Here is a 25,632-nt window from a genome sequence, read left to right as displayed (position 1 = left end):
ATGGTCTCCTTGGCGGTTGTCGGCCTCTGCGTGCGCAAACTGCCGCTTGGAATAGCCTCCATAAGATCAGCCCTCCAGACCCGGCAGGATACCCTCGGACACCGCTGCATTCAGTGTGCCAGATGATACCAGGTCGCTGGCTGCGGCAAGGTCGTTTGCCATGTAGCGGTCCTCTTCGAGCGTCGGCACGACGCGGCGGATGGCGGCGACGGCGGCGGTGAGTTCGGGGCTGGTGACCAGCGGCGCGCGGAACTCGATCCCCTGGGCCGCCGTCAGCGCTTCGATCCCGATGATGCCAAACAGGTTGTCGGTCATCTGCAGCAGTCGGCGGGCACCGTGACAGGCCATGGAGACGTGGTCTTCCTGGTTGGCCGAGGTCGGTGTGGAATCGACCGAGGCCGGGTGCGACATCTGCTTGTTCTCAGACATCAGCGCGGCAGATGTTACCTCGGCGATCATCAGCCCGGAATTGAGCCCGGGCTTTTTGGCAAGGAAGGCCGGCAGGCCATGCGACAGCGCCGGATCGACCAGGAGCGCAATGCGGCGCTGGGCGATGGCGCCGATCTCGCAGACGGCGAGCGCGATCTGGTCTGCGGCGAAGGCCACGGGCTCGGCGTGGAAATTACCGCCGGAGACGACCGAATTGTCTGACAGCACCAACGGATTGTCGGTCACCGCATTGGCTTCGATCTCCAGCGTTTTTGCCACCTGGCGCAACAGATCGAGGCAGGCGCCGTCGACCTGTGGCTGGCAGCGGATGCAATAGGGATCCTGGACGCGCTCGTCGCCCTCGATATGGCTTGCGCGGATGACCGAATTGTCGAGCAAAGCCCGCAGAGCCGCCGCCGTGTCGATCTGGCCCTGATGGCCGCGCAGGGTGTGGATATCGGCATGGAACGGCGCCGACGAGCCCATCGCCGCATCGGTCGACAGCGCTCCTGTGATCAGCGCCGCCTGGGCGGCCCTGTGGGCGCGGAAGAGGCCTGCGAGCGCCAGCGCCGTCGAGGTCTGAGTGCCGTTGATCAGCGCCAGGCCTTCCTTGGCGGCCAGCACCATCGGCGTCAGCCCGGCCTTTTCCAATGCCGCACCGCCACTCATTCGTTCGCCGGCTAAAAATGCTTCGCCTTCACCCATCATGACCGCCGCCATGTGGGCGAGCGGCGCGAGGTCGCCGGAGGCGCCGACAGAGCCTTTTTCCGGAATGACGGGGATAACGCCCCTCTCAAGCATCGCCTCGATCAGCCGCACCATTTCGAGCCGCACGCCGGATGCGCCGCGCCCGAGCGACACCAGCTTCAGGGACATGATCAGCCGGACGATATTCTCGGCCAGGGGCTGGCCGACGCCGCAGCAATGGGAGAGGATCAGATTGCGCTGCAGCGTCGCGACATCGGCACGGTCGATCTTGATCGACGCCAGTTTACCGAAGCCGGTGTTGATGCCGTAGACCGGCGCATTGCCGGCGGCAATCTCGGCAATACGGGCGGCGGCGCGCTCGATACCGGCGTCGAACGAGCGATCGAGGACGACAGGTTCGCCCGTCCAGTAGATAATCGAGAGATCGGCGAGCGTCACCGAACCTGGATGGAGTGTGATGGTCATCGATCGATCCTCTCGCCCTTGAACAGGTGCGCATAAAGCGGATTGAAACCAATCCGGTAGACAAGTTCGGCCGGGCTATCGACGTTCCAGGTGGCGAGATCCGCCGATTTCCCGACCTCGATAGTTCCGGTTTCAGCAAGCACGCCTAGGGCCCGCGCGGCCTCGCGGGTCGTCCCGGCAATGCACTCCTCGACCGTAAGGCCGAACAGGGTCGCCGACATGTTCATGGTGAGCAGCAGGGATGTCAGCGGCGAGGTGCCGGGATTGCTGTCGGTGGCAATGGCGATCTTCACCCCGGCGTCTCGCAACAGCTGGACCGGCGGCTTCTGCTTCTCGTTGATGGCATAGAAGGCGCCGGGCAGCAGCACGGCCACCGTGCCGCTCGCGGCAAGTGCAGCCACGCCTGCAGCATCCAGATATTCGAGATGATCGGCCGACAGGGCCCCGTAGGATGCAGCGAGCCTGGCGCCACCGAGATTGGAAAGCTGCTCGGCATGCAGCTTGACCGGCAGGCCGAGCGCCTTGGCAGCGTCGAACACCAGGGCAATTTCGGACGGCGAGAATGCGATACCTTCGCAAAATCCGTCGACGGCATCGATCAGGCCTTCCGCCGCGCCCTGCCGCATGCCGGGAAGCACAACCTCGTCGATATAGGCGTCGTTGCGCCCCTTGTAGTCGACGGGCGTCGCGTGTGCTGCGAGATAGGAGGTGACGACGCGGACCTGACGGATGCGCTCAATGGCTCGGGCGGCGCGCAATATCCGCAGTTCGGCATCGACGTTCAGCCCGTAGCCGGATTTGATTTCGATGGTGGTGACGCCTTCGGCCAGCAGCGTGTCCAGCCTCGGCAAGGCGGCCGCCACCAGTCCTTCGACGGACAGGGCATTTGTGGCATTGACCGAGGAAACGATGCCGCCCCCGGCGCGCGCAACCTCTTCGTAAGTGGCGCCCTCGAGCCGCATTTCGAACTCGCGGGCGCGATTGCCACCATAGATGATGTGCGTGTGGCAATCGACCAGTCCGGGGGTCACCCAGCGCCCTTCGAGGTCGAGGATATCGGCGGTCTCGATGGCCCAGACCGGCAATTCACTCTCGGGGCCAGCATAGGCGATGCGGCCATTTTCGACGACGATTGCAGCCTTTTCGATAAGGCCGAGGCCGGGCAGGCGGCTGTCCAGCGTCGCAAGCCGGGCGTTGCGCAGCAAACGTGGGCGGCCTAGAAATGCGGTATTCTGTTCGGAGGAATTGTTCCCGGTCATCAGCTTTGCGCCTTTCTTTATGGCCTAACATGTATATACATAATAGTCGTGTGACAAGCAAAAATATGGCAGCTGGCGAGGAACCTAGGACGGATCGCCCGCAAATAGAAGGGGAATGCCGATGGTCGGACTTCACGCAGGATCAGCCCTATTGCCAACCGGCTGGCAAAAGAACGTACGCATAGAGATTGCCGACGGGCGCATCGTCAGCATCGCTGCGGGCGTACCGGCCGAGGCCGCCGACGAGCGCCACGCAGTGCTCGTACCCGCCATGCCAAACCTGCACAGCCACGCTTTCCAGCGGGCGATGGCAGGTCTTGCCGAAGTGCGAGGCCCCGGCAGCGACAGCTTCTGGAGCTGGCGGACGGTGATGTACAAATTCGCCCTGACGATGACGCCCGAGGATGTCGAGGCGGTCGCGGCCGAACTCTACATGGAGATGCTGGAGGCCGGCTTTTGCCGCGTCGGGGAATTCCACTACCTGCACCACGACAAGGACGGCAGGCCCTATGCCAATATTGCCGAATTGGCCGAACGTATCGGCGCTGCCAGCAGTCAAGCCGGTATCGGGCTGACGCTGCTGCCGGTGCTTTACGCGCGGTCCGGTTTCGGAGGCGGTCAGCCGATCGAGGGCCAGCGCCGCTTTATCAATACGCCGGATAGCTTTGCGACACTGATGGAGGGATGCCGGCAGGTGATTGGCGCACTGGAAGGCGGCGTGCTCGGCCTTGCGCCGCATAGCCTGCGGGCGGTGACGCCGGAAGAACTGAGTTTTGCCGCAGAGCTTGGGCGGAACGGGCCAATCCACATCCACGTCGCAGAGCAGGTCAAGGAAATAGAGGACTGCATTGCCTGGTCCGGCGCACGGCCCGTCGAATGGCTGCTCGACCATGCCGATGTCGATGCGCGCTGGTGCCTGATACATGCGACACATATGACGGAGGATGAAACGACACGCATGGCCAAGAGCGGCGCGGTGGCAGGCCTCTGCCCGATCACCGAGGCCAACCTTGGAGACGGGACATTTCCTGCCCCGCAGTTCATGTCAGAGGGAGGGCGGTTCGGCATCGGCTCGGACTCGAACGTCCTGATCTCGGTGCCTGAAGAGTTACGCCAGCTGGAGTATTCGCAGCGCCTCGACCTCCGCGCCCGCAACGTGGTGGCACCTCAAAACGGCTCGACCGGTCGTGCGTTGTTCGATCAGGCATTAAGAGGCGGTGGTATCGCCCTACAGACCGCGACAGGACTGCAAGAAGGAAACTACGCCGATCTCGTATCGCTGGATGTATCCGCCGTGCCCTATCTGGAAGGCGACCAGTTGCTCGATCACTGGATGTTTGCCGGAGGCGTGAAGATCGACAGTGTCTGGGCACTCGGGCGCAAGCAGGTCAGCGGTGGAGTGCATGTCGGGCGGGACCGGATCCGAAAGCGTTTTGTTGCCACCATGACCCGTCTGCTTTCGGCTTAGACGAGAAGCATGTCATCAGAGCGCAAATTAGTTGATGGAGGCTTCCAGCTTGGAACCCTTGCCGGTCATCTCTTCGCCGGCCGGTGTCAGCATCGACAGGCTGAGAACAGACACCACCATGATCGTTACGACGGCTATCATTACTCGCATTGGACTTTTCCTTGTGAACTTGCCCGACAAACGCACCGCGTAGCAGACAGTTCCGTAGGTGGGGTCCTGGGCCCGACAATACCAGCTTACTGCTGCGGATTTGCACCAGGTTGCTGCGGCGCAAAGGGTTCGGCCTGGCGGATGGTGTGCGTCGGATTGACCAGCAGAATGCTGAGCACGATCATCACCAGCGCAAGAATGAGAGTGAGACCGATCAAGAGGGGGCGAATGGCCATCGGCGGCTGTCTCCGTTCATCACCGAAATTTGAGAATCATAGGTCTATCAGAAATGCTTGAAGTTTCTGAGGCATATCCGGCATTTTCATAAATATAGACTTATGTCGCAGCGAGGCCTATGCGAGACGCAGACTGGATCGCCCAATCATTGAGCAGCAATCAAATTTGCATATTAAATAAGGGGCGGCTTGCCGCGCCTCCGAAATCTCATATGGTGCATTGGCTTTAAACCATTTTACACCGAGGCCATGTCGAGGCAGCAACCCGGCACAGACCGGCAGTGCAACGACGCGGCCAATTTTGCCCCCAGAGGAGAGACCATGAAAATCAATGCATTGCTACTATCGGGCGCCGTGGCGCTGGCCACCCTTGCCGGACCTGCCGCCGAAGCCAAGGATTGGAAAACCGTCACCATCACGCTCGAAGGCGCTTATGCGCCCTGGAACATGACCAATGCCGACGGCACGCTGGGCGGCTTCGAGCCGGAGTTGGCCAAGGTGCTCTGCGAAAAGGCCAAGGTCGAGTGCAAGCTCGTGGCCTCCGACTGGGACGGCATGATCCCGGCGCTCAACGCCGGCAAGTTCGACATCATCATGGATGCCCTGTCGATCACCGACGAGCGCAAGCAGGTCATCGACTTCACCGTTCCCTATGCCGCCACCCCGGCAGCCTTTGCCGTCGCCAAGGACAGTCCGCTGGCGAATGCCGCCGGCACCGGCAAGACCATCACCATGACGCCCGGCCAGACCGGCGTGGCTGAGATCGATGCCCTGAAGAAAGCCTTCAAGGGCAAGACCATCGGCATCCAGGCGGCCACCGTCTACGCCAAGTTCGTCTATGACAACTTTGCAGACATCGCCACGATCCGCGAATACAAGACCGGCGCAGACCGCGACCTCGACCTGCAGAACGGCCGCATCGACCTCGGCTTCGACGACGCCGTCTATTTCGAAACCGCCTTCGAAGCAGCCAATGGCGCGCTCGGCTTCTCCGGCCCGCAGATTGCCGGACCCATCTGGGGTATCGGCGAAGGCCTCGGCGTTCGCAAGTCCGACACAGACCTGCGCGACATGTTCAGCGCGGCGATCAAGTCGGCACTCGCCGATGGCACCGTCAAGACCCTGTCGATGAAGTGGTTCAAGACCGACGTCAGCCCGAAATAACTTTTCCAACAGATGCCTCCGGTCGATAGGGCCGGGGGCGTCACTGTTTTCGTCATTTCGGAATAACAGATGTCGACATTGCAACTGCTGGGCTTCGGTTCGACCGGGTGGGGCGCCCTGCTTCTCGTGGCAACGCTGCTGACGCTCGCCGTCACTGCAGCGGCGCTGGCGATCGGCGCCGTGCTCGGCACGCTCGTCGCCGCAGCCAAGCTTTCCGGCAACCGGCTCCTATGGGCGCTCGGCCATGCCTACACCACCGTCTTTCGCGGCGTGCCTGAACTGCTGATCATCTATCTCATCTATTTTGGCGGCTCGAGCGCCCTGACCTCCATGGGCAAGGCACTGGGCTACGACGGCTTCCTTGGCCTGCCGTCCTTTGCCGCCGGCGCCCTTGCCGTGGGGGTCATCTCCGGCTCCTACCAGGCTGAAGTGTTTCGCGGCGCCTACCTGGCGATCTCGAAGGGCGAACTGGAAGCCGCCTCGGCGATCGGCATGGGCACGCGACTGCGCTTCCGCCGGATCATCCTGCCGCAGGTGCTGAGGCTTGCCATCCCCGGCCTCGGCAATGTCTGGCAGCTGAGCCTCAAGGATTCAGCCCTGATCTCTGTTACCGGGCTTGCCGAACTGATGCGCACCAGCCAGGTGGCGGCCGGCTCGACGCGGCATTATTTCCTGTTCTTTATCGCCGGCGGGTGCCTCTACCTGATCCTGACCAGTCTTTCGGACCAGGTTTTCAACCGAGCCGAGCGTCGCGCCAACCGTAGCATGCCGTCGGCAACGATGGGGAAGGCTTGAGCCATGGATATCGCCTTCCTGTCATCGACCATGGCCACGCTGCTCGCAGCCTTGCCGATGACGCTGGCCCTGTTCATCACGTCGATCACCCTTGGCGGCCTGCTGGCGCTGGGGCTCGTCTGGATGCGCACCGGCGGCAATCCGATCCTTTCGGCCTTCGCCAAGGCCTATATCTTCGTGTTTCGCGGCTCGCCGCTGCTGATCCAGATGTTCCTGATCTTTTACGGCCTCGGCCAGTTCGGCATCATCCGCTACTCGTTTCTCTGGCCGCTGCTGCGCGAGCCCTTTGTCTGCGCCGTGCTGTCGCTGGCGCTCTGCACGGCCGGCTACACGGCAGAGATCTTTCGCGGCGGCATCCGCGCCGTTTCGCCGAAGGAGATCGAGGCAGCCCGCTCGATCGGCATGTCCGGCTTTCTGCTGGTGCGCCGCATTCTGGCGCCCATCGCCTTCCGCCATGCGCTGCCTGCCTATTCGACCGAGATCGTGCTGATGTTGAAGTCGACGGCGCTCGCAAGCCTCGTAACCGTCTGGGAGGTAACCGGCGTCGCACAGCGGCTGATCTCGCACACCTACCGGACGATGGAGGTATTTCTCTGCGCCGCCGTCATCTATCTCGTCCTGAATTTCATCATCCTGCAGGCCTTCGGCCTGCTAGAATATCGCCTCTCCCGCCATCGCCGCGCAGCGCCGCAGGCTTTGAAGGCGTAACGCAGTCTGAACTGGAGCGACCATGGCCCGCGTCAACCGACTTTCGGTCCGCAATATCCGCAAGAGCTTCGGCACCCACGAGGTGCTGCGCGGCATCTCGCTGGATGCCGAGGATGGCGACGTCATATCCCTGCTCGGCGCTTCCGGCTCCGGCAAGTCGACATTCCTCCGCTGCATCAACCTTCTCGAAGTCGCCAACGACGGCGAAATCTGGGTGGATGGCGAGCAAATCCGCATGATCCACAAGAACGGACGGAGCAAGCCGGAGAGCAACCGGCAGGTCGACCACATCCGCTCGGAACTCGGCATGGTGTTCCAGTCGTTCAATCTCTGGTCCCATATGACCATCCTGCAGAATGTCATCGAGGGCCCGATCCACGTGCTGAAGCGGCCTCGTGCGGAAGCCATTGCTGACGCCGAGGCGCTGCTCGAGAAGGTCGGCATCGCGGACAAGCGCCATGCCTATCCGGCCCATCTTTCCGGCGGCCAGCAGCAGCGCGCGGCGATAGCGCGGGCGCTGGCGATGAAGCCGAAGGTGATGCTGTTCGACGAACCGACATCCGCACTCGATCCGGAACTGGTCGGCGAGGTGCTGCGCGTCATGCGGGCGCTGGCAGAAGAGGGCATGACCATGCTGGTCGTCACCCACGAGATGAGCTTTGCCCGCAACGTCTCCAACCGCGTCGTCTTCATGCGCGAAGGGCTGATCGACAGTTCCGGCAGCCCGGAAGAGATGTTTGGCGGCGGCGGCTCGCCGGCTTTCCGCCAGTTCATCGGCAATTTCGGAAGCTGATCCCATGACCGTCACTCTCGAAGCAAAGCTCGGCTGGCGCGACGTCGCGGCCATCGCAGGCGGCGAAAGCCTGTCGCTCGCCCCCGCAGTCTGGGCGCGCATCGACAATGCCAGCCGCATCGTTGCCCGCATCGTCGAAACGGGCCAGCGGGCCTACGGCATCAACACCGGCGTCGGCGCCCTATCGGATACAGTGGTAGACCTCGCATCGCAGAGCAAGCTGTCACGCAACATTATCCTCAGCCATGCCTGCGGCGTCGGACCGCTTCTGTCCCGGCGCGAAGTCAGGGCGATCATCGCCGCCCAGATCGCCAATTTTTCCCACGGCTATTCCGGTGTGCGCCGCGAGATCGTCGACCACCTCCGGACGTTTCTCGACAAGGACTGCATTCCAGACGTCCCCTCCAGGGGATCGGCAGGCTATCTCACCCACAATGCCCACACGGCACTGGTGCTGATCGGCGAGGGTGCGGCCCATGTTGCAGGACAGCCGATGACCGGTGGCGAGGCGCTTGCGGCTATCGGCCTTGTGCCGCTGGTGCTGGGCGCCAAGGAGGGGCTCAGTCTCGTCAATGGCACGGCCTGCGCCACCGGGCTTTCTTGCGTGGCACTGGCGCGTGCAGCCAATCTTCTCGAATGGGCGGATGCCATTGCCGCGCTGACGCTCGAGGCAGCCGGCGGACAGATGGCAGCCTTCGACGAGACCGCGCTCGCCCTCAAGGTTTCGGATGGCGTCCAGAAAGTCGGCGCATCGTTACGGCGGCTGCTCGCCGGCAGCGGTCTGATTGCGGCAGCGCTCGGCAAACGCACTCAGGATGCCCTCAGCCTGCGCGCCATCCCGCATGCCCATGGCGCGGCCCGCGATGTCTTCGAAAATTCCGCCCGCGTGGTCGACCAGGAACTGGCCTCCGTCACCGACAATCCGGCCGTCTACGGCACGCCGGACAATCCCGTCGTCTCCTCGGAGGCCCATGCCGTATCGCCGGCACTCGGCCAGGCAGCGGACGGCCTCGCGATTGCGTTGGCGCAGATCGCTGGCATGAGCGAACGCCGGATGGACCGACTGGTCAATCCACTGGTGAGCGGCCTGCCGCCGTTCCTCGCCAGCGACGCAGGCAGCCATTCCGGCCTGATGATCGCCCAGTACAGTGCGGCAGCGCTCGCCAACGAAAACCGTCGACTGGCTGCTCCCGCCAGCACCGATGGCGGCCTGACATCGGCGTTGCAGGAGGATTTTCTCGCCCATCCGACCGCGGCCGCCAACAAGTTGCTCGCGGTGCTCGACAACGCCGAGTACATCTTTGCGATCGAACTGATGGCAGCCGCACAGGCACACGACTTCCTGTCTAAGGTGGCAGCGCGCGCCGATGGCACAGAGACGATTTACCGGCTTGTCCGCAGCCGCGTCGCGCATTATGCCGACGACCGTCCGCTTGGCGGCGACATCGAGGCGATCAGGTCGCTGATCCGCGACGTGCCACCGCCGCCTCACTGAAATCGGGAATGTAGCCATGACACCGCAATTCGACGTCGCCGTCATCGGTCTCGGTGCCATGGGCAGCGCGGCCCTGTCGCATCTTGCCGCCCGCGGCGTGCAAGCCATCGGCATAGATGCCTACTATCCGGCCCATACGCTGGGCTCTTCCCATGGCGACAGCCGGCTTATCCGGCTCGGCTATTTCGAGGACCCGTCCTATGTGCCGCTGCTGCAGCGGGCCTATGCCAACTGGCGGGCACTGGAAGGGCGGCTGCGCAGCGAAGTCCTGACAATCACCGGCGTGCTGCAAATCGGCGCGCCCGACAGCACTATCGTGACAGGCACGCGCGCCTCCTGCAAATTGCACGATCTTACCATCGAAGAGCTGGACCGGGCGGCGATGAAGGCGCGGTTTCCGGTGTTCTCACTGGATGCCGGCGAGATCGCCCTGCTCGATCCTCAGGGAGGCTATATCCGCCCGGAAGCGGCTGTCGCGGGCTATATAAGGCTTGCCGCCGAAGACGGTGCCGTGCTGCATTTCGGCGAGAAAGTCACCGGGATCGAGCCTGACGACGCCGGCGTGACTGTTACGTCTGCCGTGGGCAAGTATCGGGCAAACAAGGTGATCGTCGCCACCGGGTCGTGGATTTCTGAACTCGTGCCGCAGTTGAAAGAGCATGCAGTGCCGATCCGGCAGGTGGTCGCCTGGTACCAGCCGCGCGACGGCTTCGTGACCCAGCCGCAGCGCATGCCCGCCTTCATACGCGACGAAGGCGACGACGGCTCCTATTTCGGATTTCCGGCCATCGGCGTCGACGGGGTCAAGATCGGTCGCCATGCGCATTTCCGCGAACCGATCGATCCGAACGAGCCCAATCCACCGGTGAACGACGCCGATACGGCGCTCCTCGACGCCTTCATCGCCAGGCGCCTGCCCGCTGCGAACGGGCTGCGCGTCAACGCCATTACCTGCCGCTACACCATGCTGCCGAGCGAGGATTTTCTGATCGACCTGATGCCCGGCAACCCGCGCATCGTCGTCGCCTCGCCCTGTTCCGGCCACGGCTTCAAGTTCACCAGCGTCATCGGCGAAATACTCGCAGACCTCGCTCTCGATGGCCGAACAGACCTGCCGATCTCCGCATTCTCGTTTGGCACGATGGAGAGATTTCTCGCGGCGCGGAAGTGAGGGTCATGGTGATGGCTTGCGTGCCGTTTGCGGCCACAGTTTTTATGAGTCAGTGCGCGGCCCGTTATCTGGCTCAGACGACATTGCACTCTTTTTCAGGTTGGGAAGCACTACGGTCTGGGTTTTGCTCCAATCGAGATAAAGCGCGGAATCGTTATCTTCCCAGAACGCGCGCTCTTCCGTTTCATTTTCGAATGCAGGTATAGCAGCAATAGGCTTGTTCACTTCGATGCCTTTCCTGCTGACAGCATAGTGGGCGGAAACGACACTCTTGGCTTTGCGCCGCGGAAACACTCAAGGCACATTGATTGAGAAATGGGTCGAACTCAAACTATTTCGGTCCGTTGCCCCCTATCGACACGTTGCCAGCGATGCGCGAGCATCTGAGGAAGAGCGCCTAGGCAAGTCCAGAGCGATGCACCATCGAACGAGGAGCAATATATGCACACCGATCTCACCGAAACATTGAAGGCTGCACGGCAGACATTCCTCGGCATTCCTGCTGCAGTCATGCCACACGCCGGCTCGGTTGCGATCTTCGGTGCCGTGCACGGCACACCCTATCCAGATGCCACTCGCCAGGACGGCGAGACAGGTCCCGAGGCAGTTCGCAGGGCAATTTCCGCTGCGTGCGTCCATCTCGAAAACTGGGACTTCGATTTCGGCGGCCCCTTGCTGAATGACGGCGCGCTCGAAGTCATTGACCTCGGCGATGTCTTCACCGATCCACAGGATGCGGCCGCCAACCGCGAAAATATCGAGCGCACGACGCGCGCCGTCCTTGCCGCCGGTGCCATTCCCGTGCTGATCGGCGGTGACGATTCCGTCGCCATCCCGTTCATGCGCGGCCTCGGGGCAGCAGGCCCGCTGCATGTTCTCCAGGTCGACGCCCATATCGACTGGCGCGACAACATTGGCGACGAAAGGCTCGGTTACTCCAGCACGATGCGCCGGGCGTCGGAACTGCCGTTCGTTGCATCCATGACGCAGGTCGGCATCCGCGCCGTCGGCAGCGCACGGCGGCCGGAGGTTGAAGCCGCAGAAGCCTGGGGCTCGCGGCTGGTGACGGTATCTGAAACGCGACGGCTGGGATTGAGTGCCGTGATCGGCGGCATCCCGAGAGACGGCGCGGTGCTGATCCATATCGACTGCGATGCAATGGATCCCGGAACGTGCCCGGGCGTCAACGCTGTATCGCCGGGCGGATTTTCATTCGAGGAAATGACCACGCTGATCGCCGAAGCGTTACGAGGTCGCCGGCTGGCCGGGTTCTCCATCGTCGAATTCCAGCCACGGGCGGATATCAACGACATCTCCGCCATCGTGGTCGGTCGCCTCGTCTGCCATGTCCTCGGCCATCTGGCCCGAGGCTCTCTCAGCCCGTGAAAAACAGAAATAGGTAACGGCGGCCGGGGGCGGAGAGTTTCAGCAAAACTCGCCTTCCTGTCTCACTATAGATTGATTGGCTGCTCTCGCACCTGACCGATAAGATATTTGTATTGCGCACGACCGAATTTGCTTTTTGGCCATGCGACCCGAAATTGGCATGGGAGCAGGTGCTCGATTGCCGGAAGTCCGTCCGGTTGGGCGGTCAATCAAGGAAGAAAATCATGAACAGCAAACAGATGAAGACGGGCGCCCTGGCGCTGGCCGCCGGACTGATGATTTCCGTTGTCGGCCCGCAGGGTGCGCAGGCTGCCGACAAGATCCGCGTGCGCGGCGTGGTCGAGAGCTTGAGCGGCGATACGCTGAAGGTAAAGTCGCGCGAAGGCAAGGATGTGATGATCATGCTGAAGTCCGGCTGGGCCGTCAACGGCATCGTCAAGGCAGACGTCAGCGACATCAAGCCGGGCGATTTCGTCGGGATTGCTTCCATGCCGACCGACAGCGGCGTCAACGGCGCGCTCGAAGTGCTGATCTTCCCGGCCGCCATGAAGGGCACCGGCGAAGGCGACTACGGCTGGGACCTGAAGCCAAAAAGCTCGATGACCAATGCGACGGTTGCAAGCGCGGTGACCTCCGTTAACGGTCCGACGCTGTCACTGACCTACAAGGGCGGCGAGAAGAAGATCTCCATCCCGCCAGGCACGCCTGTCGTCACCATCGCCCCGGCCACCAAGAGCGACATCAAGGCTGGCGCCGGCGTGATCATCAACGGCACCACGGCAGGCGACAACATGGTCGAAGCCGACCGCGTCGTCGTCGGCATCAACGGCGTCGTTCCGCCTATGTGATCCAGCGCTCATGCGCTATCGTCATACGGCCCGGCTGCACCATGCAGTCGGGCTGTTCTGTTCGTCCGCCACAGCACCGTCGCACTTCAAAATGATCCGGCTGCGTCAGCGGCATCGCACGAGGACTGTCCATGGCCAGCATCGAAGACATCGGGGTCGCTCCGCCGCCAGAGCCGGCAAAGATCTACATCAGGCGCCACTCGGTCGTCACCCGCATCACCCACTGGATCAACGTTCTCTGTCTGACGCTGCTGCTGATGAGCGGCATGCAGATCTTCAATGCCCATCCGCAGCTTCACTGGGGACAATACGGCGCGGTCGAGGACCCATCCTGGTTCGAGATTGCCAGCGTCGAGGACGGTGACAAGATCATCGGCACCACCCGCATCGGCAGCGTGACGCTGACCACCACCGGCGTGCTCGGAGCATCCCGGGTGGATGGCGAGATGACAGCGAGGGCCTTTCCGGCCTGGGCCACCATTCCGAGCTTCCAGGATCTGGCGACCGGCCGCCGCTGGCACTTCTTCTTCGCCTGGTTGTTCGTCATCAACGGCCTGCTCTACGTTCTCTACGGCCTGATCGGCGGCCACTTCCGGCGCGACCTCGCACCAACCGCCCATGACATAGCCCCGCGCAATGTCTGGCAGGAGATAAAGGATCACGCCCGGCTGCGCTTTCCCAAGGGAGAGAAGGCGCGCCGCTATAACGCGCTGCAGAAGCTGACCTATATCCTCGTGATCTTCATCCTGCTGCCGCTGATGGTCGGCTCCGGGCTCACCATGTCTCCGGCGATGGATGCCGGCTATCCCTTCCTGCTCGACATATTCGGCGGCCGCCAGTCGGCCCGCGGTATCCACTTCATCGCCGCCTGGAGCCTTGTGCTCTTCGTCGTCGTCCATGTGATCATGGTCATTCTGTCCGGCCTCTGGAACAATATGCGCTCCATGGTGACCGGCCGCTATGCGATATCCGCGGAGACCAAGCCATGAGCAATATTCTCTCCCGTCGCCGCTTCCTGATCGGTTCGGCCGCAGGCCTCGGCGCCATCGGCCTTACCGGCTGTGACGATGTCGCCGGCAACCAGCAGGTCCAGAAGGTGCTGGCGATGGCGGAAAAACTGACCATGGGCAGCCAGCGCCTGCTGGTGTCGCGCCAGGCGCTGGCGCCAGAGTTCACCGAAGCCGAGATATCGCCGAGCTTCCATCCGAACGGCTCGACCCAGCCAAACAGCCCGGATTACGTCCGCATGAGCGAAACAGGCTTTGTCGACTGGCGCCTGAAGATCGACGGCATGGTCAACCAGCCAATGGAATTCTCGCTGGCCGACCTCAAGAAGCTGCCGTCGCGCACCCAGATCACCCGCCACGACTGCGTCGAGGGCTGGAGCGCTATCGGCAAATGGCAGGGCGTGCCGCTCGGGCTGATCCTGCAGACGGCGGGGCTGAAGCCGGGCGCCCGCTATGCCGTTTTGCATTGTGCCGATGAACTAGAGCAGACGCTCGACGGCAGCGGCGTCTACTACGAAAGCATCGACCTCATCGACGCCTTCCATCCGCAATCGATCCTTGCCTATTCGCTGAATGGCAAGGATCTGGCGGTGGAACACGGAGCACCGCTGCGGCTGCGCGTCGAGCGCCATCTCGGCTACAAGCACGCGAAATATCTCATGCGCATCGAAATCCGCGACCGCTTCGACGATCTCTGGGGTGGCAAGGGCGGGTTCTGGGAGGACAGGGGCTATGAGTGGTATGCTGGCATCTGAGGCAAAGCCGCAGCGCTGGGGCGCACGCATCCCGCTCGCCGTGATCTACGCGGTCGCCGGTGCGTTTCATCTCACTGTCCCCGACGTGTTCGTCACCATCACCCCGGCCTGGGTCCCCAAGCCGCACGAGGTGATTATTGTCACCGGGCTCTGCGAACTTGCCGGCGCCGCAGCCCTGCTCACCGGCCGCACGCGCGCCATCGCCGGCATCGCTCTCGCCGCCTACGCCGTCTGCGTCTACCCCGCCAACATCAAGCACGCCATCGACAGCCTCTCCGCCCCCACCCCACCCGTTCTCGGCTGGTGGTACCACGCCCCGAGGCTCGCCTTGCAACCGGTGCTGGTCTGGTGGGCGCTCTATGCGGGCGGGTTGGTGACGTGGCCGTTTAGCAGACGCAGAGAGGGTGAGGGCGGGTCTTGAACGACCGTCGGGAAAGGAATACTTCTTTCCTAGATATAATTGAGGCTTGCAATGAGCACGACCGTTACCGCCAAAGGCCAGGTCACCATTCCGAAGGCAGTCCGCGAGCTGCTTGGGCTCAAGCCCGGGACGCAGGTCGATTTCCGCCAGACACCAGACGGCAATGTCATCATGGTGCCGGCTCAAGGCAAGGTCCGTACCGACGGGTTTGGTAGTCTGCGTGGACACGCTGGCGCGGGGCTGACAACCGACGAAATCATGGCCCTGACGCGGGGTGACATTGTAGCGGAATCTAAAGTGCGCCAATTGCAATAGATTCAATTTTCTTGGAAATAAGTATCAGTGTCGCCGTGCTAAAAATGCACGAGGACTGTTTTGCGCCCTCGCTTCAGTCACTAAAGCTACCTTGGATCATCCCCCAAGTGGTGACGGGAAAATGAACGCCTCTGGATGCGAAAATGGATTGCACTTCTTACACAAAAGCTAATACATCGCCTAAGTTGAATGCGGGCATTTTGGCTAAACGGAAAAATCATCAAAATGGCGTTGCTTTAGGTTGCACCCAGCTTATAGAGCCCTTGTAGCTTTCCCTCAGCACCGTCCGTAGAGACTGCCGCGATACCAAAAAATATCTCCGCCTGAGGGGAGCCACGGATTTGGATCCCGAAGCTTTTAGAGAAAGCTAGCAAACAAGCTTCGTTCTCCACGAGGCTAGCCATGAACATGGTGTAAATACCAGATGGCGCGCGCGCGCATCGGTCCGAAATGTCGATCCTAATATCTTCACCGTTCACGACGATCTCGACTAGCGGGAAGCTCATCAGCTCCTTGTCCCTTCCCATCGTTTCGATGAGAGCTGCAAACGAGAACCCGTCTGTTTTCGAGTATATTAAAATGACCTTGCCGTGCCCCCACAAAGAGTCTCTTTCGCCACGCACCCACGTCGCTTCTGGATGGATTTCGACACCCCAAGTGGCTTCCGTCATACCTCCAGTGATGACTTTCAGACCTTTAAGCTGTTCTTCGCTGACGAACGTTATTTGGTCTCCGCGCGTGTTAGCTGAAAGCTCTAAGAAAGTGGCGGGGATCCCCATATCGGCGATGTAAGCCGCTATTGCCGCTGAAAGGCGTTGTGAACGCTCCATGCTTTCTGGCGACGGGTTCTTAAATGAAAATTGATGTACACCAAACTTTGATCCATCTGGATAATAACGGAGCCTCCCTCCAAGAAACATGAGTGTTGCAGCACTTATGCATTTTCCTGGCGCAAACTTACGAGGGATTATCAACTCGTCAGGCTGCTGGGGATCTAGGATATAGGTGCCAATGGAAGTTGAGAACCATGCGCCACGAATCAACCTACCGATAGCAATTGCTACTTCAAGGTGACCGCCTCCTGAGTTAATGTAGACTGAAGTTCTAGGAGGAGGTGCAACTCGCTCAAGAAATCTCTGAAATTTCTCGTCATCGCCCTCCTCTATTTGCCCAAAGGCACTTATGTGGAAAAAGCCGCCGAAAAGCCCCTCTATATGCGTTTGCGGGTCAGAATATTCGAAATTCATCCGGCCGCCTCCGCTGTTGGCTGACAATTGCGTGTGCCACTATCATTCATTTAATGAGAAAATACTGAAGACAAATAATCAGTGGCCCGCGCATGCGCGGAGTTCTGAATTCACAATAGCTTGTCATAGATGGTGATTTCGGAGACCGAGCTATCTCGCGTGTGTATCCGGAACCTGCCTGTAAAACTCCAGCGCAACCCAGAAGGTGAATAATAAAAACATAATTTAAGTTTCTTAGCGTAAAAATAAACTGCGAAACCGCAATAGCTATCCAGGTGCTAAATCGGTCCCGAGGGAGATTTGACACTAAACTCTACTCTTCTCGCTGGAAAAAATTGACCAAATTTCAGAAGACGCGGTTCGCAGTGCTTTCCGATTTCTTCATCGGAGCCCACGCAGTCGTAGCGGCAATTCCGTTGCTGACATGCGACATCGCGCGCTATCGTACATATTTCCCGTCAATCGAGATCATCCCCGAAACGCGCTGCCAACACACCGCTACCCCTCGACAATCTCGAACCTGTCCGGTGGCGAGGCGGCCATTTCGGCCCAGTCTAGCTCCTGCTCGAGGGCGTGGAAGACGTCGTCGTCGATGGAGCCGGTGCGGCGGAGTTCGGCGAGTTTGACGCGTTTGGCCTTGATGGAGCGACGCCGGAGGCTGTCGAGTTCGCTTTTTTCGCGCGGGTGGATGCCGTTGGCGGTGAGCTTGCGGTCGCCCTCGTAGATCGCCCGGAGCGTTCGCACCTCGCCTGTTTCCTCCAGCGTGTCGAGGTCGGCAAGGGCGGTGTCGAGCAGCGTCATGCGAGCATTCGTGATGCCCTCGCGCATGGAGTCGTCGTTGCCGAATTTCAGGATGCGGATGAGCGGCCCGAGCGTCAGCCCCTGGAGTATCAGGGTGCCGAGGACGACCGTCAGGGCGGCAAAGACGATGAGATCGCGGGACGGGAAATCCGCCGGAAGAGCAATCGCCGTTGCCAGCGTCAGCAAGCCGCGCATGCCGCACCAGCCCGCGACCAGGCTCATGCCGACGGTCGGCGGCTCCTCGGAGACCAGCTTGCGACGTGCCAGATAATTGATCACGCGGTTATAAAGCATCACCCATCCGAGCCGGACCAGAACGACCACAAGCAGGATGGCGCCACCGAAGGCAAAGGCGAATTCAATGTTTTTCGGGTAAAGCTGCTGGATCGTCTCGCGCGCCTGCATGCCCATCAGCAGGAAGGCGAGCACGTTGAACATGAAGATCGTCGCCTCCCAGACCGAATAGGAATGGATGCGATTTCGCGCCGTCTGGCGTTCCGGCATGTAGCGGGCGATCACCATGGCGTAGGCAACGATGGCGAGCACCGCCGACAGATGCAGGCGCTCGGCAATCACCCAAGTGCCGAACGTGGCGACGAATTCGAACAGCGAGCCGCCCAGCGTGCCTGCGAGCCGCGGCGCAATGAAGATGTAGAGAAATCCAAGCGCTATGCCGAGCACCAGGCCTCCGGGGGCTGCCAGCGCCAGTTCCGGGATGACGACGGACGCAGAATTTCCGCCTGTGGAAAACGCCACGGCAGCGCCGAAGATCAGCAGCGCCACGGCATCGTTGAGCAGGCTCTCGCCTTTCAAAACCGCAAATGTTCGGCGGGGCAATGCGAACCGGCTGAGCATCGCGCTTGCCGCCGCAGCATCCGGCGGCGCGACGATGGCTCCGAGCGCAATGGCAGCGGCAACAGGCAGCCCGGCAAAGGTAACGCCGACGAAGGCGACGGCTGCCGTCGTCAGGATGACAGCGATGGCGGCAAGCGAAATCAGCGGCACCCAGTTTTCACGCAGCGCTCTCGGCGGCAGGTCGTAGGCGGCATCGAACAGGGCCGGCGCGATGAAGATGGCGAGCGCCAGCTGCGGATCGATCGAGATCGTCGGCGCCCAGGGAAGGGTCGCCACCAGCAGGCCGGCGACAGCCAGCATCGTCGGATAGGGAATCATCAGCCGGCGCGATGGCTGCAGGAATACGATTGCCACCAGCAGCAGCGTCAGCAGGCTCTCGAAAAACGCCATGGTCTAAATTTCTCCAATCGCGCTATCTTGGTCGAAAGCAGCATTCGGCAAGCGCCAGGCTGGAGAAATCGTCGGGAGACGTTGGATCTAAGAGGGCTGCCCGTCGCCCGGACCCTCGGCGAGCTCTTCCAGGATCGGGCAATCCGGACGGTCGTTGCCGTGGCAGGCGTGCACCAGGGTTTCGAGGGTGCGGCGCAGCTCGCTCAATTCGCGGATCTTCCGGTCGATCTCGCTGAGCTTGGCGCTGGCGATCTGGCGCACGTCGGCACTGGCGCGGTCGCGATCCCCATAGAGCGCCAGCAGCTGGCGGCATTCCTCGACGGAGAAGCCGAGGCCCCGGGAGCGCTGCAGGAAGCGCAGCTTGTGGATGTCGGCCTCGCGGTAGTCGCGATAACCGTTGCTGCTGCGGTCGGGGCTGACAAGGCCGATCTCCTCGTAGTAGCGAATGGTCTTTGCCGGCAGGCCCGACCGGTCCGATGCATCGCCGATGTTCATGTCGCCTCCTGAAGCTTTTCGTGGCGCAGCCGGAGGGCATTGGCGATCACCGAGACGGAAGACAGGCTCATGGCCGCTGCCGCGATCATCGGCGACAGCAGCAGGCCGAACACCGGATAGAGACTGCCTGCGGCCAGCGGAATGCCGAGCGCATTGTAGCCGAAGGCGAAGATCAGGTTCTGGCGGATGTTGCGGATCGTCGCCTGCGACAGGCGTCGGCCCCTGAGGATGCCGCCAAGATCGCCCTTCACCAGCGTGATGCCGGCGCTCTCCATCGCCACATCTGCGCCGGTGCCCATGGCAATGCCGACATCGGCTGCGGCCAGCGCCGGCGCATCGTTGATACCGTCGCCCGCCATCGCCACCCGGGCGCCTGCGGAATGCAGCGCATCGACCAGCGCCTTCTTGCCCTCCGGCAACAGCCCGGCATGAACCTCGTCGATGCCCAACTGCCGGGCGACCGCCTCGGCCGTCGCCGCCGCATCACCCGTCGCCATGATGATTTTCAGGCCGCTCCGGTGCAGGGCAGCAATCGCTGCTCCGGCCGTCGGCTTCATCCGGTCGGCCACAGCGAGCAGGCCGGCGAGCTTGCCGTCGATGGCGAGGAAAACCACAGTCCTGCCGTCGCGGCGCAGGCTCTCTGCCCGGTCGCGGAGCGGTGCCGGATCGGCGCCCAGCGCCTCCATCATAGCCCCATTGCCGAGGCCAGCGGATGTTGCCTCGATGATGCCGCCAATGCCCATGCCTGTTGTCGCCTTGAAGTCGGCAACGGCGGCCGCAGCGATGCCCCGTCGCTTCGCGGCCTCGAGGATGGCTGCTGCCAGTGGATGCTCGGAGCCCTGTTCGAGACCGGCAGCGAGCTGCAACAGCCGGTCCTCCGTCATACCCTCGACGGCGATGATATCCGTGAGCTCGGGCTTGCCCTCGGTCAGTGTGCCCGTCTTGTCGATCACCAGCGTATCGACGCCGGCAAAGCGCTCCAGCGCTTCGGCATCACGGATGAGCACCCCCTCGCGCGCGCCACGGCCGGTGGCGATCATCACCGACATCGGCGTCGCCAGACCCAGAGCGCAAGGGCAGGCGATGATCAGTACCGCAACCGCCGCCATCAGCGCATGGGCAAGCCGAGGTTCCGGTCCGACCGTCATCCAGATGCCGAAGGTGAAAAAAGCGGCCAGTACGACAGTCGGCACAAAGACCGCCGAGACCCGATCGACCATGCCCTGCACCGGCGCTCGCGTGCGCTGCGCCAGCGCCACCATGCCGACGATGCGCGACAGCGTCGTATCGGCGCCGATCTTCTCGGCCACCATCACCATGGTGCCGTTACCGTTGATGGTGCCGCCGGTGAGCATTGCGCCAACCTGCTTTTCGACGGGCAGGGCCTCGCCCGAGATCATTGATTCATCGACCGTCGAGCTGCCTTCGGCAACCGTGCCATCGACCGGCACCCGTTCGCCGGGACGCAGCCGCAGGCGATCACCGAGGCGCACCAGATCGAGCGCCACCGTCTGGTCCGTGCCATCTGGCCCGACCCGCTGTGCCGTGTCAGGCGCGAGGGCCATCAGGGCGCGGATGGCAGAGCCGGTCTGTTCGCGTGCCTTGAGTTCGAGCACCTGGCCGACAAACACCAGCGCCACGACGACGGCCGCAGCCTCGAAATAGACCGGCACGCCGGTGCCATGGGCCGTCATGGCCATCGGAAAAAGATCGGGCGCCAGCAGGGCGACGACGCTATAGAGATAAGCGGCGCCGACGCCGAGACCGATCAGGGTCCACATGTTCGGGCTGCGGTTGAGCACCGAATTCCAGGCCCGGCGGAAAAAGGGCAGGGCAGCCCAGACCACCACCGGCGTTGCCAGCAGAAGCTCGATCCAGCCAGTCAGGCGCTCGCCGATCAGGGTGTCGAAAGGCAGGCCGACCATCGGCCCCATACCGAGAACAAGTAATGGCACAGCAAGGACCACACTCACAAAGAGCCGGCGCATGAAGTCGGCAAGCTCCGGGTTCGGGCCTTCGTCTGCGGCCGGAACGCCCATCGGCTCCAGCGCCATGCCGCATTTCGGGCAATCGCCGGGCTTGTCGCTGACGATTTCGGGGTGCATCGGGCAGGTGTACTGGGTGCCCGCAGGCATTGCCGAAGCGGCAGGGGCCGCTCCATCGACATAGGCTGCCGGGTTGGCTTCGAACTTCGCCTGGCAACCGGCCGAGCAGAAATAGTGTTTCGCGCCCTCGTGCCGCAGGAAATGCGCCGCCGTCGCCCGGTCGACAGACATGCCGCAAACAGGGTCTCGGGCCGTCAGGAATGCACCCGGGTCAGCCTCGAATTTCGTCCGGCATCCGTTGCAGCAGAAATGGTATGTGCGGCCTTCGTAAGCCAGATGCGGCTTACCCGCATCGGGATCGACGATCATGCCGCAGACGGGATCGCGGGTGACGGGCTGCATGCCATTGCCGGAGGCATGGGAGTGACCATGATGCGCGTCGTGATGGTGGGCGTTCGATGCCATGGCAGTACTCCAAACCCCGTTGAGGTTTCGCTTTATGAACCTTCCAGCGACTGGAGGGTCAAGCAGTTTCTTTGCATTGGACAAACGAGACCGGCAACTACCTGGAAGCCAGCTCGTGTGTTAGCTTCAGGCAATCGACACGTGCGAAATGATTCCAATGCGATATGAGCTTTCTGCGGCACAGATGTCCGCCCTCCTTCCGGCCATCATTCATGCCGAAGACCGGTTGGCCCGGCTGGACGAACGGGTGCTGCGCCACGCCATCGGCGACGGATTTCGCGAGCGCGGCCATTTCTTCGATGCCGTCGCGGCTCTCTGGGTTGGCGGTGAACTGGTGCATGTCGAGGATCTCGTGCTGCACGACGCCCATATGGATGCCCGCACGCCGACCCATGAACTGACCATCGCCCACGCGCTGCTCCGCACGCGGCGCCGGCTGTGGCAGGCGGAGCCCGGCTGGGGGCTCGATCCAGCCGGCATTGCAGCCTTGCGCGGATCGGGCGAGACGGGCGGCAGCGAAGCTTCGACTGCGACCGCCGATCCCGAGTCGGAGACCGGGGCCGAAGATGCCTTCAGCCTGGAGATGGCAGCGATCGATGCGGTGCTGGCCCGCTCGGACCGGCTTCTGGAGGAGACCAAAGGCCGCGCGCCGGAAACCAAGGCAGCCGTAGATGACGATCCGCTGGGCCTGATCCACGACGATGAATGGGATGAAAGCGAGCGCCTGCGCGAATGGCGTTCCGTGATCGGTGATGCAGACGGGATGCCGCCTGCACTGGGCGCAGCGGTGCTTTACGATGCCTGGGAACGCCTTGAGCCGCTGCGTCGGCAGCACTGGCTTGGGGGGCTTCTGACGGCCAGCTATCTCCGGTCGCGCGGCAAGGTGACCTCCCACCTGTTCTGCCTCAATGTCGGGATGAAGGCCATCCGCTTCGAGCGACGGCGCGCACCCGACCGCCTCACGCGGCTGACCGCTTTTCTCGAGGCGATGGCGGAGGCGGCCGAGGCGGGGCTGAAGGAACTGGACCGGCTGACGCTGGCAAGGACGCAGATGGAACGACGGCTCAAGGATCGCCGCTCCAACAGCAGCCTGCCGGCAACCATCGACCTCGTACTGTCGCGACCGATCGTCTCAGCCGGCATGGTCGCCCGCCATGCCGGTATTACCCCGCGCGGCGCCCTCAACCTTGTCGCCGATCTCGGCATCCGCGAAATGACCGGGCGCGGGCGCTACCGAGGCTGGGGCGTGCTTTGAGCGGAGGTCAAGGCCTGATCAGCCGTCCGCGCGGCCGCTCGAAAGTCTTGCGGCCGCCTTTCCAGCCAGCCAGTACCGGCCTGATTTCGCGAACGATCTCAGCCGGATCGTTACCATCGATGAGGATCATGTCGGCCGGCGCGCCGATTTTTATATGACGCTCCCGCCCCATCAACCGCGCAGCGCCGTCGGTGACCATTGCAAAGACGCCCAGCATGTCCGCATCGAGCGAAACCTGCGCCACATTGGCGTAGAGATTGGCCATACGGATCAGCGACGCATCGCCATAGGGGGTGAAAGGGTTCATGACATTGTTGGTGGCGATCGATGTCACCACGCCGAGCGTTGACAGATCCAGCGCCGGGGCGACGCCGCGCGGCACCAGATGATCCCGGTCGCGGCCGGTCAGGAAGAGGTCTGTTGACGGCAGCACCGTCACTGCCACACCGGCGTCGGCTAGCCGGCTACCGATCTCGGAAACCGCCTGCGGCGGCATTGCCGAAAGCTTGGTCACATGGCCGACCGAGACCCGCCCACTGTAACCGCGCGCCATCGTCTCTGAAATCACCGAGGGAAGGTTGGAGTTCTCCGGGTCCAGATCGAAATCGAGGTGGAAGTCCACCGCTGTGCCGAAACGCTCCGCGAGATCGAAGATACGGCGGATATGCTCCGTGGGGTCGGGATCGGTGTAGGGACAGCCACCGACCAGATCAGCGCCGTCGGCAAGCGCCTGCGCCAGCATAGCCTCGGTTTCCGGCTCCTGTGTCAGCCCCTCCTGCGCAAAGGCGCAGATCTCGATATCGATGGCCCATGCATAGTCCGCTTTCAGCTGGCGGATAGCATCGAAAGAGCGAAACCCGGCGCGAGGGTCGATCTCGACAAAAGTGCGCAGAAGGGTCGTTCCCTGCAGGATAGCGCGCTCCAGCACGATGGCTGCGCGGGCATAGACGTCCTCGACGGTAAAGCCGGCTTTCGCCCGCGCCGTTTCCCGCACTGCTTCGGCAAGCGTCCCCTCGCAGATGGTGCATCTACCGAGGATGCCGGCCTTGTCGAGATGGATGTGGCTGTCGACGAACCCGCTGCAGAGATATCCGCCGCTGGCATTTTCGACAGGGCCTTCGAATGTGAGGGAGGGAGCGATCGCGGCGATCAGGCCGTTGGCGACACCGACGTCCACGGGCGTCGGTTCGCCGGGCAGGCGGGCATTGGCGATGACGACGTCGAGTGGCATGGGCATCCCCGGAAAAGACTATCTCCGAGGTTTAAAGGGGCAGGGCGACCCCAAGCAAGGGCCGCCCTGTGAAAATCGGTCAGGCATTAGGGTGGATGACCACCTTGACGCAGCCATCTTTCTTGTCGCGGAAGGTCTTGTAGGCTTCCGGACCGTCTTCGAGGCCGATGCGATGGGTGATAATGAACGACGGATCGATCTCACCCTCGAGGATGCGCTTCATCAACGGCTCGAGATGGCGCTGGACATGAGTCTGGCCCATCTTGAAGGTGAGCGCCTTGCCGAACGCCGCACCGAGCGCAACCGGAACAGCCGCGCCGACGAAGACGCCGGGCAGCGACACCGTGCCCCCGGGACGGCAGGCCATGATTGCCTGCTGCAGTGCATAGGGCCGCTCCATCGAAGTGAGGTCGGTCTGCAGGGTTTCCATGATTCCGCCTTCGCCATGGCTTTCCATGCCGACGGCTTCGATGACCGAATCCGGTCCCTTGCCGTTGGTCATTTCGACGATGCGCTGCTGGAGGTTACCTGCCGCATAATCGAGCGTCTCGGCGCCTGACTGGCGAGCCAGCGCCAGGCGTTCCGGAACGGTGTCGATAGCGATAACGCGCTCGGCACCGAGCATGAAAGCCGACTTGATGGCGAACAGGCCGACCGGTCCGCAGCCGAAGACGGCAACGGTGTCACCGCGCTGGATGTTGCAGTTCTCGGCCGCCTGGTAGCCCGTCGGGAAGATATCCGACAGGAAGAGCACCTGTTCGTCGGAGAGACCTTCCGGCACCTTGATCGGCCCGACATCGGCATAGGGAACGCGGAGGTATTCGGCCTGGCCGCCCGGGAACCCGCCATAGAGATGAGAGAAGCCGAAAAGGCCGGCAGTGGCATAGCCCATCTGCTTGGCCTGTTCGGCGCCAGCAGGATTGGAGCGTTCGCACAGCGACCACATGCCCGACTGGCACATGCGGCATTCACCGCAGCCGATGGTGAATGGCACGACGATCCTGTCGCCCACTTTGAGCTTTTTGTTGTCCGAGCCGACTTCGACCACTTCTCCCATAGTCTCGTGGCCCATCACGTCGCCCGACTTCATGCCGGGCGCAAAGCCGCCCATGAGATGGAGATCAGAGCCGCAGATGGCGCAGCTTGTGACCTTGATGATTGCATCGCGGGAATGGAGAATTTTCGGATCCGGAACAGTGTCGCAACGGATGTCTTCTTTGCCGTGCCAGCAGAGTGCGCGCATGGGGAGGTCCTTTCGAAGGTTCAGGCGGTGGA

General features: G+C 62.3%; 25 protein-coding genes. 14 read left to right on the top strand and 11 right to left on the bottom strand.

The genetic code is table 11. From position 1 onward, the window contains the following. Nucleotides 1–66: 66 nt before the first annotated feature. Nucleotides 67–1,602, bottom strand: a complete 1,536-nt coding sequence (gene hutH, locus PR018_RS28135) for a histidine ammonia-lyase (protein WP_142824908.1) — start codon at nucleotides 1,600–1,602, stop codon at nucleotides 67–69. After that, nucleotides 1,599–2,861 carry an imidazolonepropionase gene (hutI, locus tag PR018_RS28130; protein WP_142824907.1) on the bottom strand — a complete coding sequence of 421 codons (1,263 nt, stop codon included), beginning with the start codon at nucleotides 2,859–2,861 and terminating at the stop codon, nucleotides 1,599–1,601. The genes hutH and hutI overlap by 4 nt, the downstream gene beginning before the upstream one ends. 121 nt (nucleotides 2,862–2,982) lie before the next feature. Between hutI and PR018_RS28125 the strand changes: the two genes are divergently transcribed. Next, nucleotides 2,983–4,329 carry a formimidoylglutamate deiminase gene (locus PR018_RS28125; protein WP_142824906.1) on the top strand — a complete coding sequence of 449 codons (1,347 nt, stop codon included), beginning with the start codon at nucleotides 2,983–2,985 and terminating at the stop codon, nucleotides 4,327–4,329. Between the two features lie 27 nt (nucleotides 4,330–4,356). Here the strand turns inward: PR018_RS28125 and PR018_RS28120 are convergent, their stop codons facing one another. Next, a complete protein-coding gene (locus PR018_RS28120) occupies nucleotides 4,357–4,479 on the bottom strand; it encodes a hypothetical protein (protein ID WP_257625765.1) in 123 nt (40 codons plus the stop codon). Between the two features lie 86 nt (nucleotides 4,480–4,565). Next, the gene (locus PR018_RS28115) at nucleotides 4,566–4,715 is read right to left on the bottom strand and encodes a hypothetical protein (RefSeq protein ID WP_162854770.1); all 150 of its coding nucleotides are present in this window, start codon (nucleotides 4,713–4,715) and stop codon (nucleotides 4,566–4,568) included. Between the two features lie 321 nt (nucleotides 4,716–5,036). Between PR018_RS28115 and PR018_RS28110 the strand changes: the two genes are divergently transcribed. The 6 genes from PR018_RS28110 (at nucleotide 5,037) to solA (ending at nucleotide 10,841) form a co-directional block, all read left to right on the top strand. Continuing rightward, nucleotides 5,037–5,879 carry a transporter substrate-binding domain-containing protein gene (locus PR018_RS28110; RefSeq protein ID WP_142824905.1) on the top strand — a complete coding sequence of 281 codons (843 nt, stop codon included), beginning with the start codon at nucleotides 5,037–5,039 and terminating at the stop codon, nucleotides 5,877–5,879. Nucleotides 5,880–5,948: 69 nt separating this feature from the next. After that, on the top strand, nucleotides 5,949–6,674 hold the full coding sequence (locus tag PR018_RS28105; protein WP_142824904.1) for an ABC transporter permease: 726 nt from the start codon (nucleotides 5,949–5,951) through the stop codon (nucleotides 6,672–6,674). Nucleotides 6,675–6,677: 3 nt separating this feature from the next. After that, nucleotides 6,678–7,382, top strand: coding sequence for an ABC transporter permease (locus tag PR018_RS28100; RefSeq protein ID WP_142824903.1), 705 nt, complete (start codon nucleotides 6,678–6,680; stop codon nucleotides 7,380–7,382). Between the two features lie 22 nt (nucleotides 7,383–7,404). After that, entirely contained in the window at nucleotides 7,405–8,175 is a 771-nt protein-coding gene (locus PR018_RS28095; protein WP_142824902.1) for an ABC transporter ATP-binding protein, read from the top strand. Nucleotides 8,176–8,179: 4 nt separating this feature from the next. Continuing rightward, nucleotides 8,180–9,670 carry an HAL/PAL/TAL family ammonia-lyase gene (locus PR018_RS28090; protein ID WP_142824901.1) on the top strand — a complete coding sequence of 497 codons (1,491 nt, stop codon included), beginning with the start codon at nucleotides 8,180–8,182 and terminating at the stop codon, nucleotides 9,668–9,670. Nucleotides 9,671–9,686: 16 nt separating this feature from the next. Continuing rightward, the gene (solA, locus tag PR018_RS28085; RefSeq protein WP_142824900.1) at nucleotides 9,687–10,841 is read left to right on the top strand and encodes an N-methyl-L-tryptophan oxidase; all 1,155 of its coding nucleotides are present in this window, start codon (nucleotides 9,687–9,689) and stop codon (nucleotides 10,839–10,841) included. 42 nt (nucleotides 10,842–10,883) lie between these two features. Here the strand turns inward: solA and PR018_RS28080 are convergent, their stop codons facing one another. Then, nucleotides 10,884–11,066, bottom strand: a complete 183-nt coding sequence (locus PR018_RS28080; RefSeq protein ID WP_142824899.1) for a CopG family antitoxin — start codon at nucleotides 11,064–11,066, stop codon at nucleotides 10,884–10,886. 216 nt (nucleotides 11,067–11,282) lie between these two features. Between PR018_RS28080 and PR018_RS28075 the strand changes: the two genes are divergently transcribed. The 6 genes from PR018_RS28075 to PR018_RS28050 all read left to right on the top strand — a co-directional run bounded on the left by PR018_RS28075 (nucleotide 11,283) and on the right by PR018_RS28050 (nucleotide 15,573). After that, the gene (locus tag PR018_RS28075) at nucleotides 11,283–12,227 is read left to right on the top strand and encodes an arginase family protein (protein WP_142824898.1); all 945 of its coding nucleotides are present in this window, start codon (nucleotides 11,283–11,285) and stop codon (nucleotides 12,225–12,227) included. Between the two features lie 224 nt (nucleotides 12,228–12,451). Then, complete coding sequence (locus PR018_RS28070; RefSeq protein WP_142824897.1) at nucleotides 12,452–13,075, top strand: hypothetical protein; 624 nt, start codon at nucleotides 12,452–12,454, stop codon at nucleotides 13,073–13,075. A 131-nt stretch (nucleotides 13,076–13,206) separates the two neighbouring features. Further along, nucleotides 13,207–14,064 carry a cytochrome b/b6 domain-containing protein gene (locus tag PR018_RS28065; RefSeq protein WP_142824896.1) on the top strand — a complete coding sequence of 286 codons (858 nt, stop codon included), beginning with the start codon at nucleotides 13,207–13,209 and terminating at the stop codon, nucleotides 14,062–14,064. Further along, on the top strand, nucleotides 14,061–14,837 hold the full coding sequence (locus PR018_RS28060; RefSeq protein WP_142824895.1) for a molybdopterin-dependent oxidoreductase: 777 nt from the start codon (nucleotides 14,061–14,063) through the stop codon (nucleotides 14,835–14,837). Before PR018_RS28065 ends, PR018_RS28060 begins: the two co-directional genes overlap by 4 nt. After that, nucleotides 14,824–15,258, top strand: a complete 435-nt coding sequence (locus tag PR018_RS28055; protein WP_142829436.1) for a DoxX family protein — start codon at nucleotides 14,824–14,826, stop codon at nucleotides 15,256–15,258. The genes PR018_RS28060 and PR018_RS28055 overlap by 14 nt, the downstream gene beginning before the upstream one ends. Nucleotides 15,259–15,309: 51 nt before the next feature. Continuing rightward, a complete protein-coding gene (locus PR018_RS28050) occupies nucleotides 15,310–15,573 on the top strand; it encodes an AbrB/MazE/SpoVT family DNA-binding domain-containing protein (protein WP_142824894.1) in 264 nt (87 codons plus the stop codon). 236 nt (nucleotides 15,574–15,809) lie between these two features. Here PR018_RS28050 and PR018_RS28045 read toward each other — a convergent pair whose 3' ends face one another. From PR018_RS28045 to PR018_RS28025, 4 genes are all read right to left on the bottom strand, one after another. Beyond that, nucleotides 15,810–16,820 (bottom strand): COG3904 family protein, encoded by a 1,011-nt coding sequence (locus PR018_RS28045; RefSeq protein WP_142824893.1) that lies wholly within the window; start codon nucleotides 16,818–16,820, stop codon nucleotides 15,810–15,812. 498 nt (nucleotides 16,821–17,318) lie between these two features. Then, nucleotides 17,319–18,866: a cation:proton antiporter gene (locus PR018_RS28035; RefSeq protein ID WP_142824892.1), complete on the bottom strand. Its 1,548-nt coding sequence runs from the start codon at nucleotides 18,864–18,866 to the stop codon at nucleotides 17,319–17,321. A gap of 87 nt (nucleotides 18,867–18,953) precedes the next feature. Beyond that, a complete protein-coding gene (cueR, locus tag PR018_RS28030) occupies nucleotides 18,954–19,361 on the bottom strand; it encodes a Cu(I)-responsive transcriptional regulator (RefSeq protein WP_142824891.1) in 408 nt (135 codons plus the stop codon). Next, a complete protein-coding gene (locus tag PR018_RS28025; RefSeq protein ID WP_142824890.1) occupies nucleotides 19,358–21,871 on the bottom strand; it encodes a heavy metal translocating P-type ATPase in 2,514 nt (837 codons plus the stop codon). Before PR018_RS28025 ends, cueR begins: the two co-directional genes overlap by 4 nt. 157 nt (nucleotides 21,872–22,028) lie before the next feature. On the opposite strand from PR018_RS28025, the gene PR018_RS28020 reads away from it, so the two are divergent. Continuing rightward, nucleotides 22,029–23,126: an RHE_PE00001 family protein gene (locus PR018_RS28020; protein WP_142829307.1), complete on the top strand. Its 1,098-nt coding sequence runs from the start codon at nucleotides 22,029–22,031 to the stop codon at nucleotides 23,124–23,126. A 7-nt stretch (nucleotides 23,127–23,133) separates the two neighbouring features. On the opposite strand, the gene PR018_RS28015 is transcribed toward PR018_RS28020, so the two are convergent. After that, nucleotides 23,134–24,357 (bottom strand): amidohydrolase family protein, encoded by a 1,224-nt coding sequence (locus tag PR018_RS28015; protein WP_142824888.1) that lies wholly within the window; start codon nucleotides 24,355–24,357, stop codon nucleotides 23,134–23,136. Between the two features lie 79 nt (nucleotides 24,358–24,436). After that, nucleotides 24,437–25,600, bottom strand: a complete 1,164-nt coding sequence (locus PR018_RS28010) for a zinc-dependent alcohol dehydrogenase (RefSeq protein ID WP_142824887.1) — start codon at nucleotides 25,598–25,600, stop codon at nucleotides 24,437–24,439. Nucleotides 25,601–25,632: the final 32 nt, after the last annotated feature.

The sequence above is a fragment of the Rhizobium rhododendri genome, from assembly GCF_007000325.2.
GTDB lineage: Bacteria > Pseudomonadota > Alphaproteobacteria > Rhizobiales > Rhizobiaceae > Rhizobium > Rhizobium rhododendri.
The sequence above is the reverse complement of the archived record's forward strand: the minus strand, read 5'-3'. Positions and strand labels throughout refer to the sequence as shown.

Excerpts from the sequence above, each read along its gene's own strand:
- hutH (WP_142824908.1), bottom strand. The coding sequence starts at position 1,602 with ATGACCATCACACTCCATCCAGGTTCGGTGACGCTCGCCGATCTCTCG.
- hutI (WP_142824907.1), bottom strand. The coding sequence starts at position 2,861 with ATGACCGGGAACAATTCCTCCGAACAGAATACCGCATTTCTAGGCCGC.
- PR018_RS28125 (WP_142824906.1), top strand. The coding sequence starts at position 2,983 with ATGGTCGGACTTCACGCAGGATCAGCCCTATTGCCAACCGGCTGGCAA.
- PR018_RS28120 (WP_257625765.1), bottom strand. The coding sequence starts at position 4,479 with ATGCGAGTAATGATAGCCGTCGTAACGATCATGGTGGTGTCTGTTCTC.
- PR018_RS28115 (WP_162854770.1), bottom strand. The coding sequence starts at position 4,715 with ATGGCCATTCGCCCCCTCTTGATCGGTCTCACTCTCATTCTTGCGCTG.
- PR018_RS28110 (WP_142824905.1), top strand. The coding sequence starts at position 5,037 with ATGAAAATCAATGCATTGCTACTATCGGGCGCCGTGGCGCTGGCCACC.
- PR018_RS28105 (WP_142824904.1), top strand. The coding sequence starts at position 5,949 with ATGTCGACATTGCAACTGCTGGGCTTCGGTTCGACCGGGTGGGGCGCC.
- PR018_RS28100 (WP_142824903.1), top strand. The coding sequence starts at position 6,678 with ATGGATATCGCCTTCCTGTCATCGACCATGGCCACGCTGCTCGCAGCC.
- PR018_RS28095 (WP_142824902.1), top strand. The coding sequence starts at position 7,405 with ATGGCCCGCGTCAACCGACTTTCGGTCCGCAATATCCGCAAGAGCTTC.
- PR018_RS28090 (WP_142824901.1), top strand. The coding sequence starts at position 8,180 with ATGACCGTCACTCTCGAAGCAAAGCTCGGCTGGCGCGACGTCGCGGCC.
- solA (WP_142824900.1), top strand. The coding sequence starts at position 9,687 with ATGACACCGCAATTCGACGTCGCCGTCATCGGTCTCGGTGCCATGGGC.
- PR018_RS28075 (WP_142824898.1), top strand. The coding sequence starts at position 11,283 with ATGCACACCGATCTCACCGAAACATTGAAGGCTGCACGGCAGACATTC.
- PR018_RS28070 (WP_142824897.1), top strand. The coding sequence starts at position 12,452 with ATGAACAGCAAACAGATGAAGACGGGCGCCCTGGCGCTGGCCGCCGGA.
- PR018_RS28065 (WP_142824896.1), top strand. The coding sequence starts at position 13,207 with ATGGCCAGCATCGAAGACATCGGGGTCGCTCCGCCGCCAGAGCCGGCA.
- PR018_RS28060 (WP_142824895.1), top strand. The coding sequence starts at position 14,061 with ATGAGCAATATTCTCTCCCGTCGCCGCTTCCTGATCGGTTCGGCCGCA.
- PR018_RS28055 (WP_142829436.1), top strand. The coding sequence starts at position 14,824 with ATGCTGGCATCTGAGGCAAAGCCGCAGCGCTGGGGCGCACGCATCCCG.
- PR018_RS28050 (WP_142824894.1), top strand. The coding sequence starts at position 15,310 with ATGAGCACGACCGTTACCGCCAAAGGCCAGGTCACCATTCCGAAGGCA.
- PR018_RS28045 (WP_142824893.1), bottom strand. The coding sequence starts at position 16,820 with ATGAATTTCGAATATTCTGACCCGCAAACGCATATAGAGGGGCTTTTC.
- PR018_RS28035 (WP_142824892.1), bottom strand. The coding sequence starts at position 18,866 with ATGGCGTTTTTCGAGAGCCTGCTGACGCTGCTGCTGGTGGCAATCGTA.
- cueR (WP_142824891.1), bottom strand. The coding sequence starts at position 19,361 with ATGAACATCGGCGATGCATCGGACCGGTCGGGCCTGCCGGCAAAGACC.
- PR018_RS28025 (WP_142824890.1), bottom strand. The coding sequence starts at position 21,871 with ATGGCATCGAACGCCCACCATCACGACGCGCATCATGGTCACTCCCAT.
- PR018_RS28020 (WP_142829307.1), top strand. The coding sequence starts at position 22,029 with ATGCGATATGAGCTTTCTGCGGCACAGATGTCCGCCCTCCTTCCGGCC.
- PR018_RS28015 (WP_142824888.1), bottom strand. The coding sequence starts at position 24,357 with ATGCCACTCGACGTCGTCATCGCCAATGCCCGCCTGCCCGGCGAACCG.
- PR018_RS28010 (WP_142824887.1), bottom strand. The coding sequence starts at position 25,600 with ATGCGCGCACTCTGCTGGCACGGCAAAGAAGACATCCGTTGCGACACT.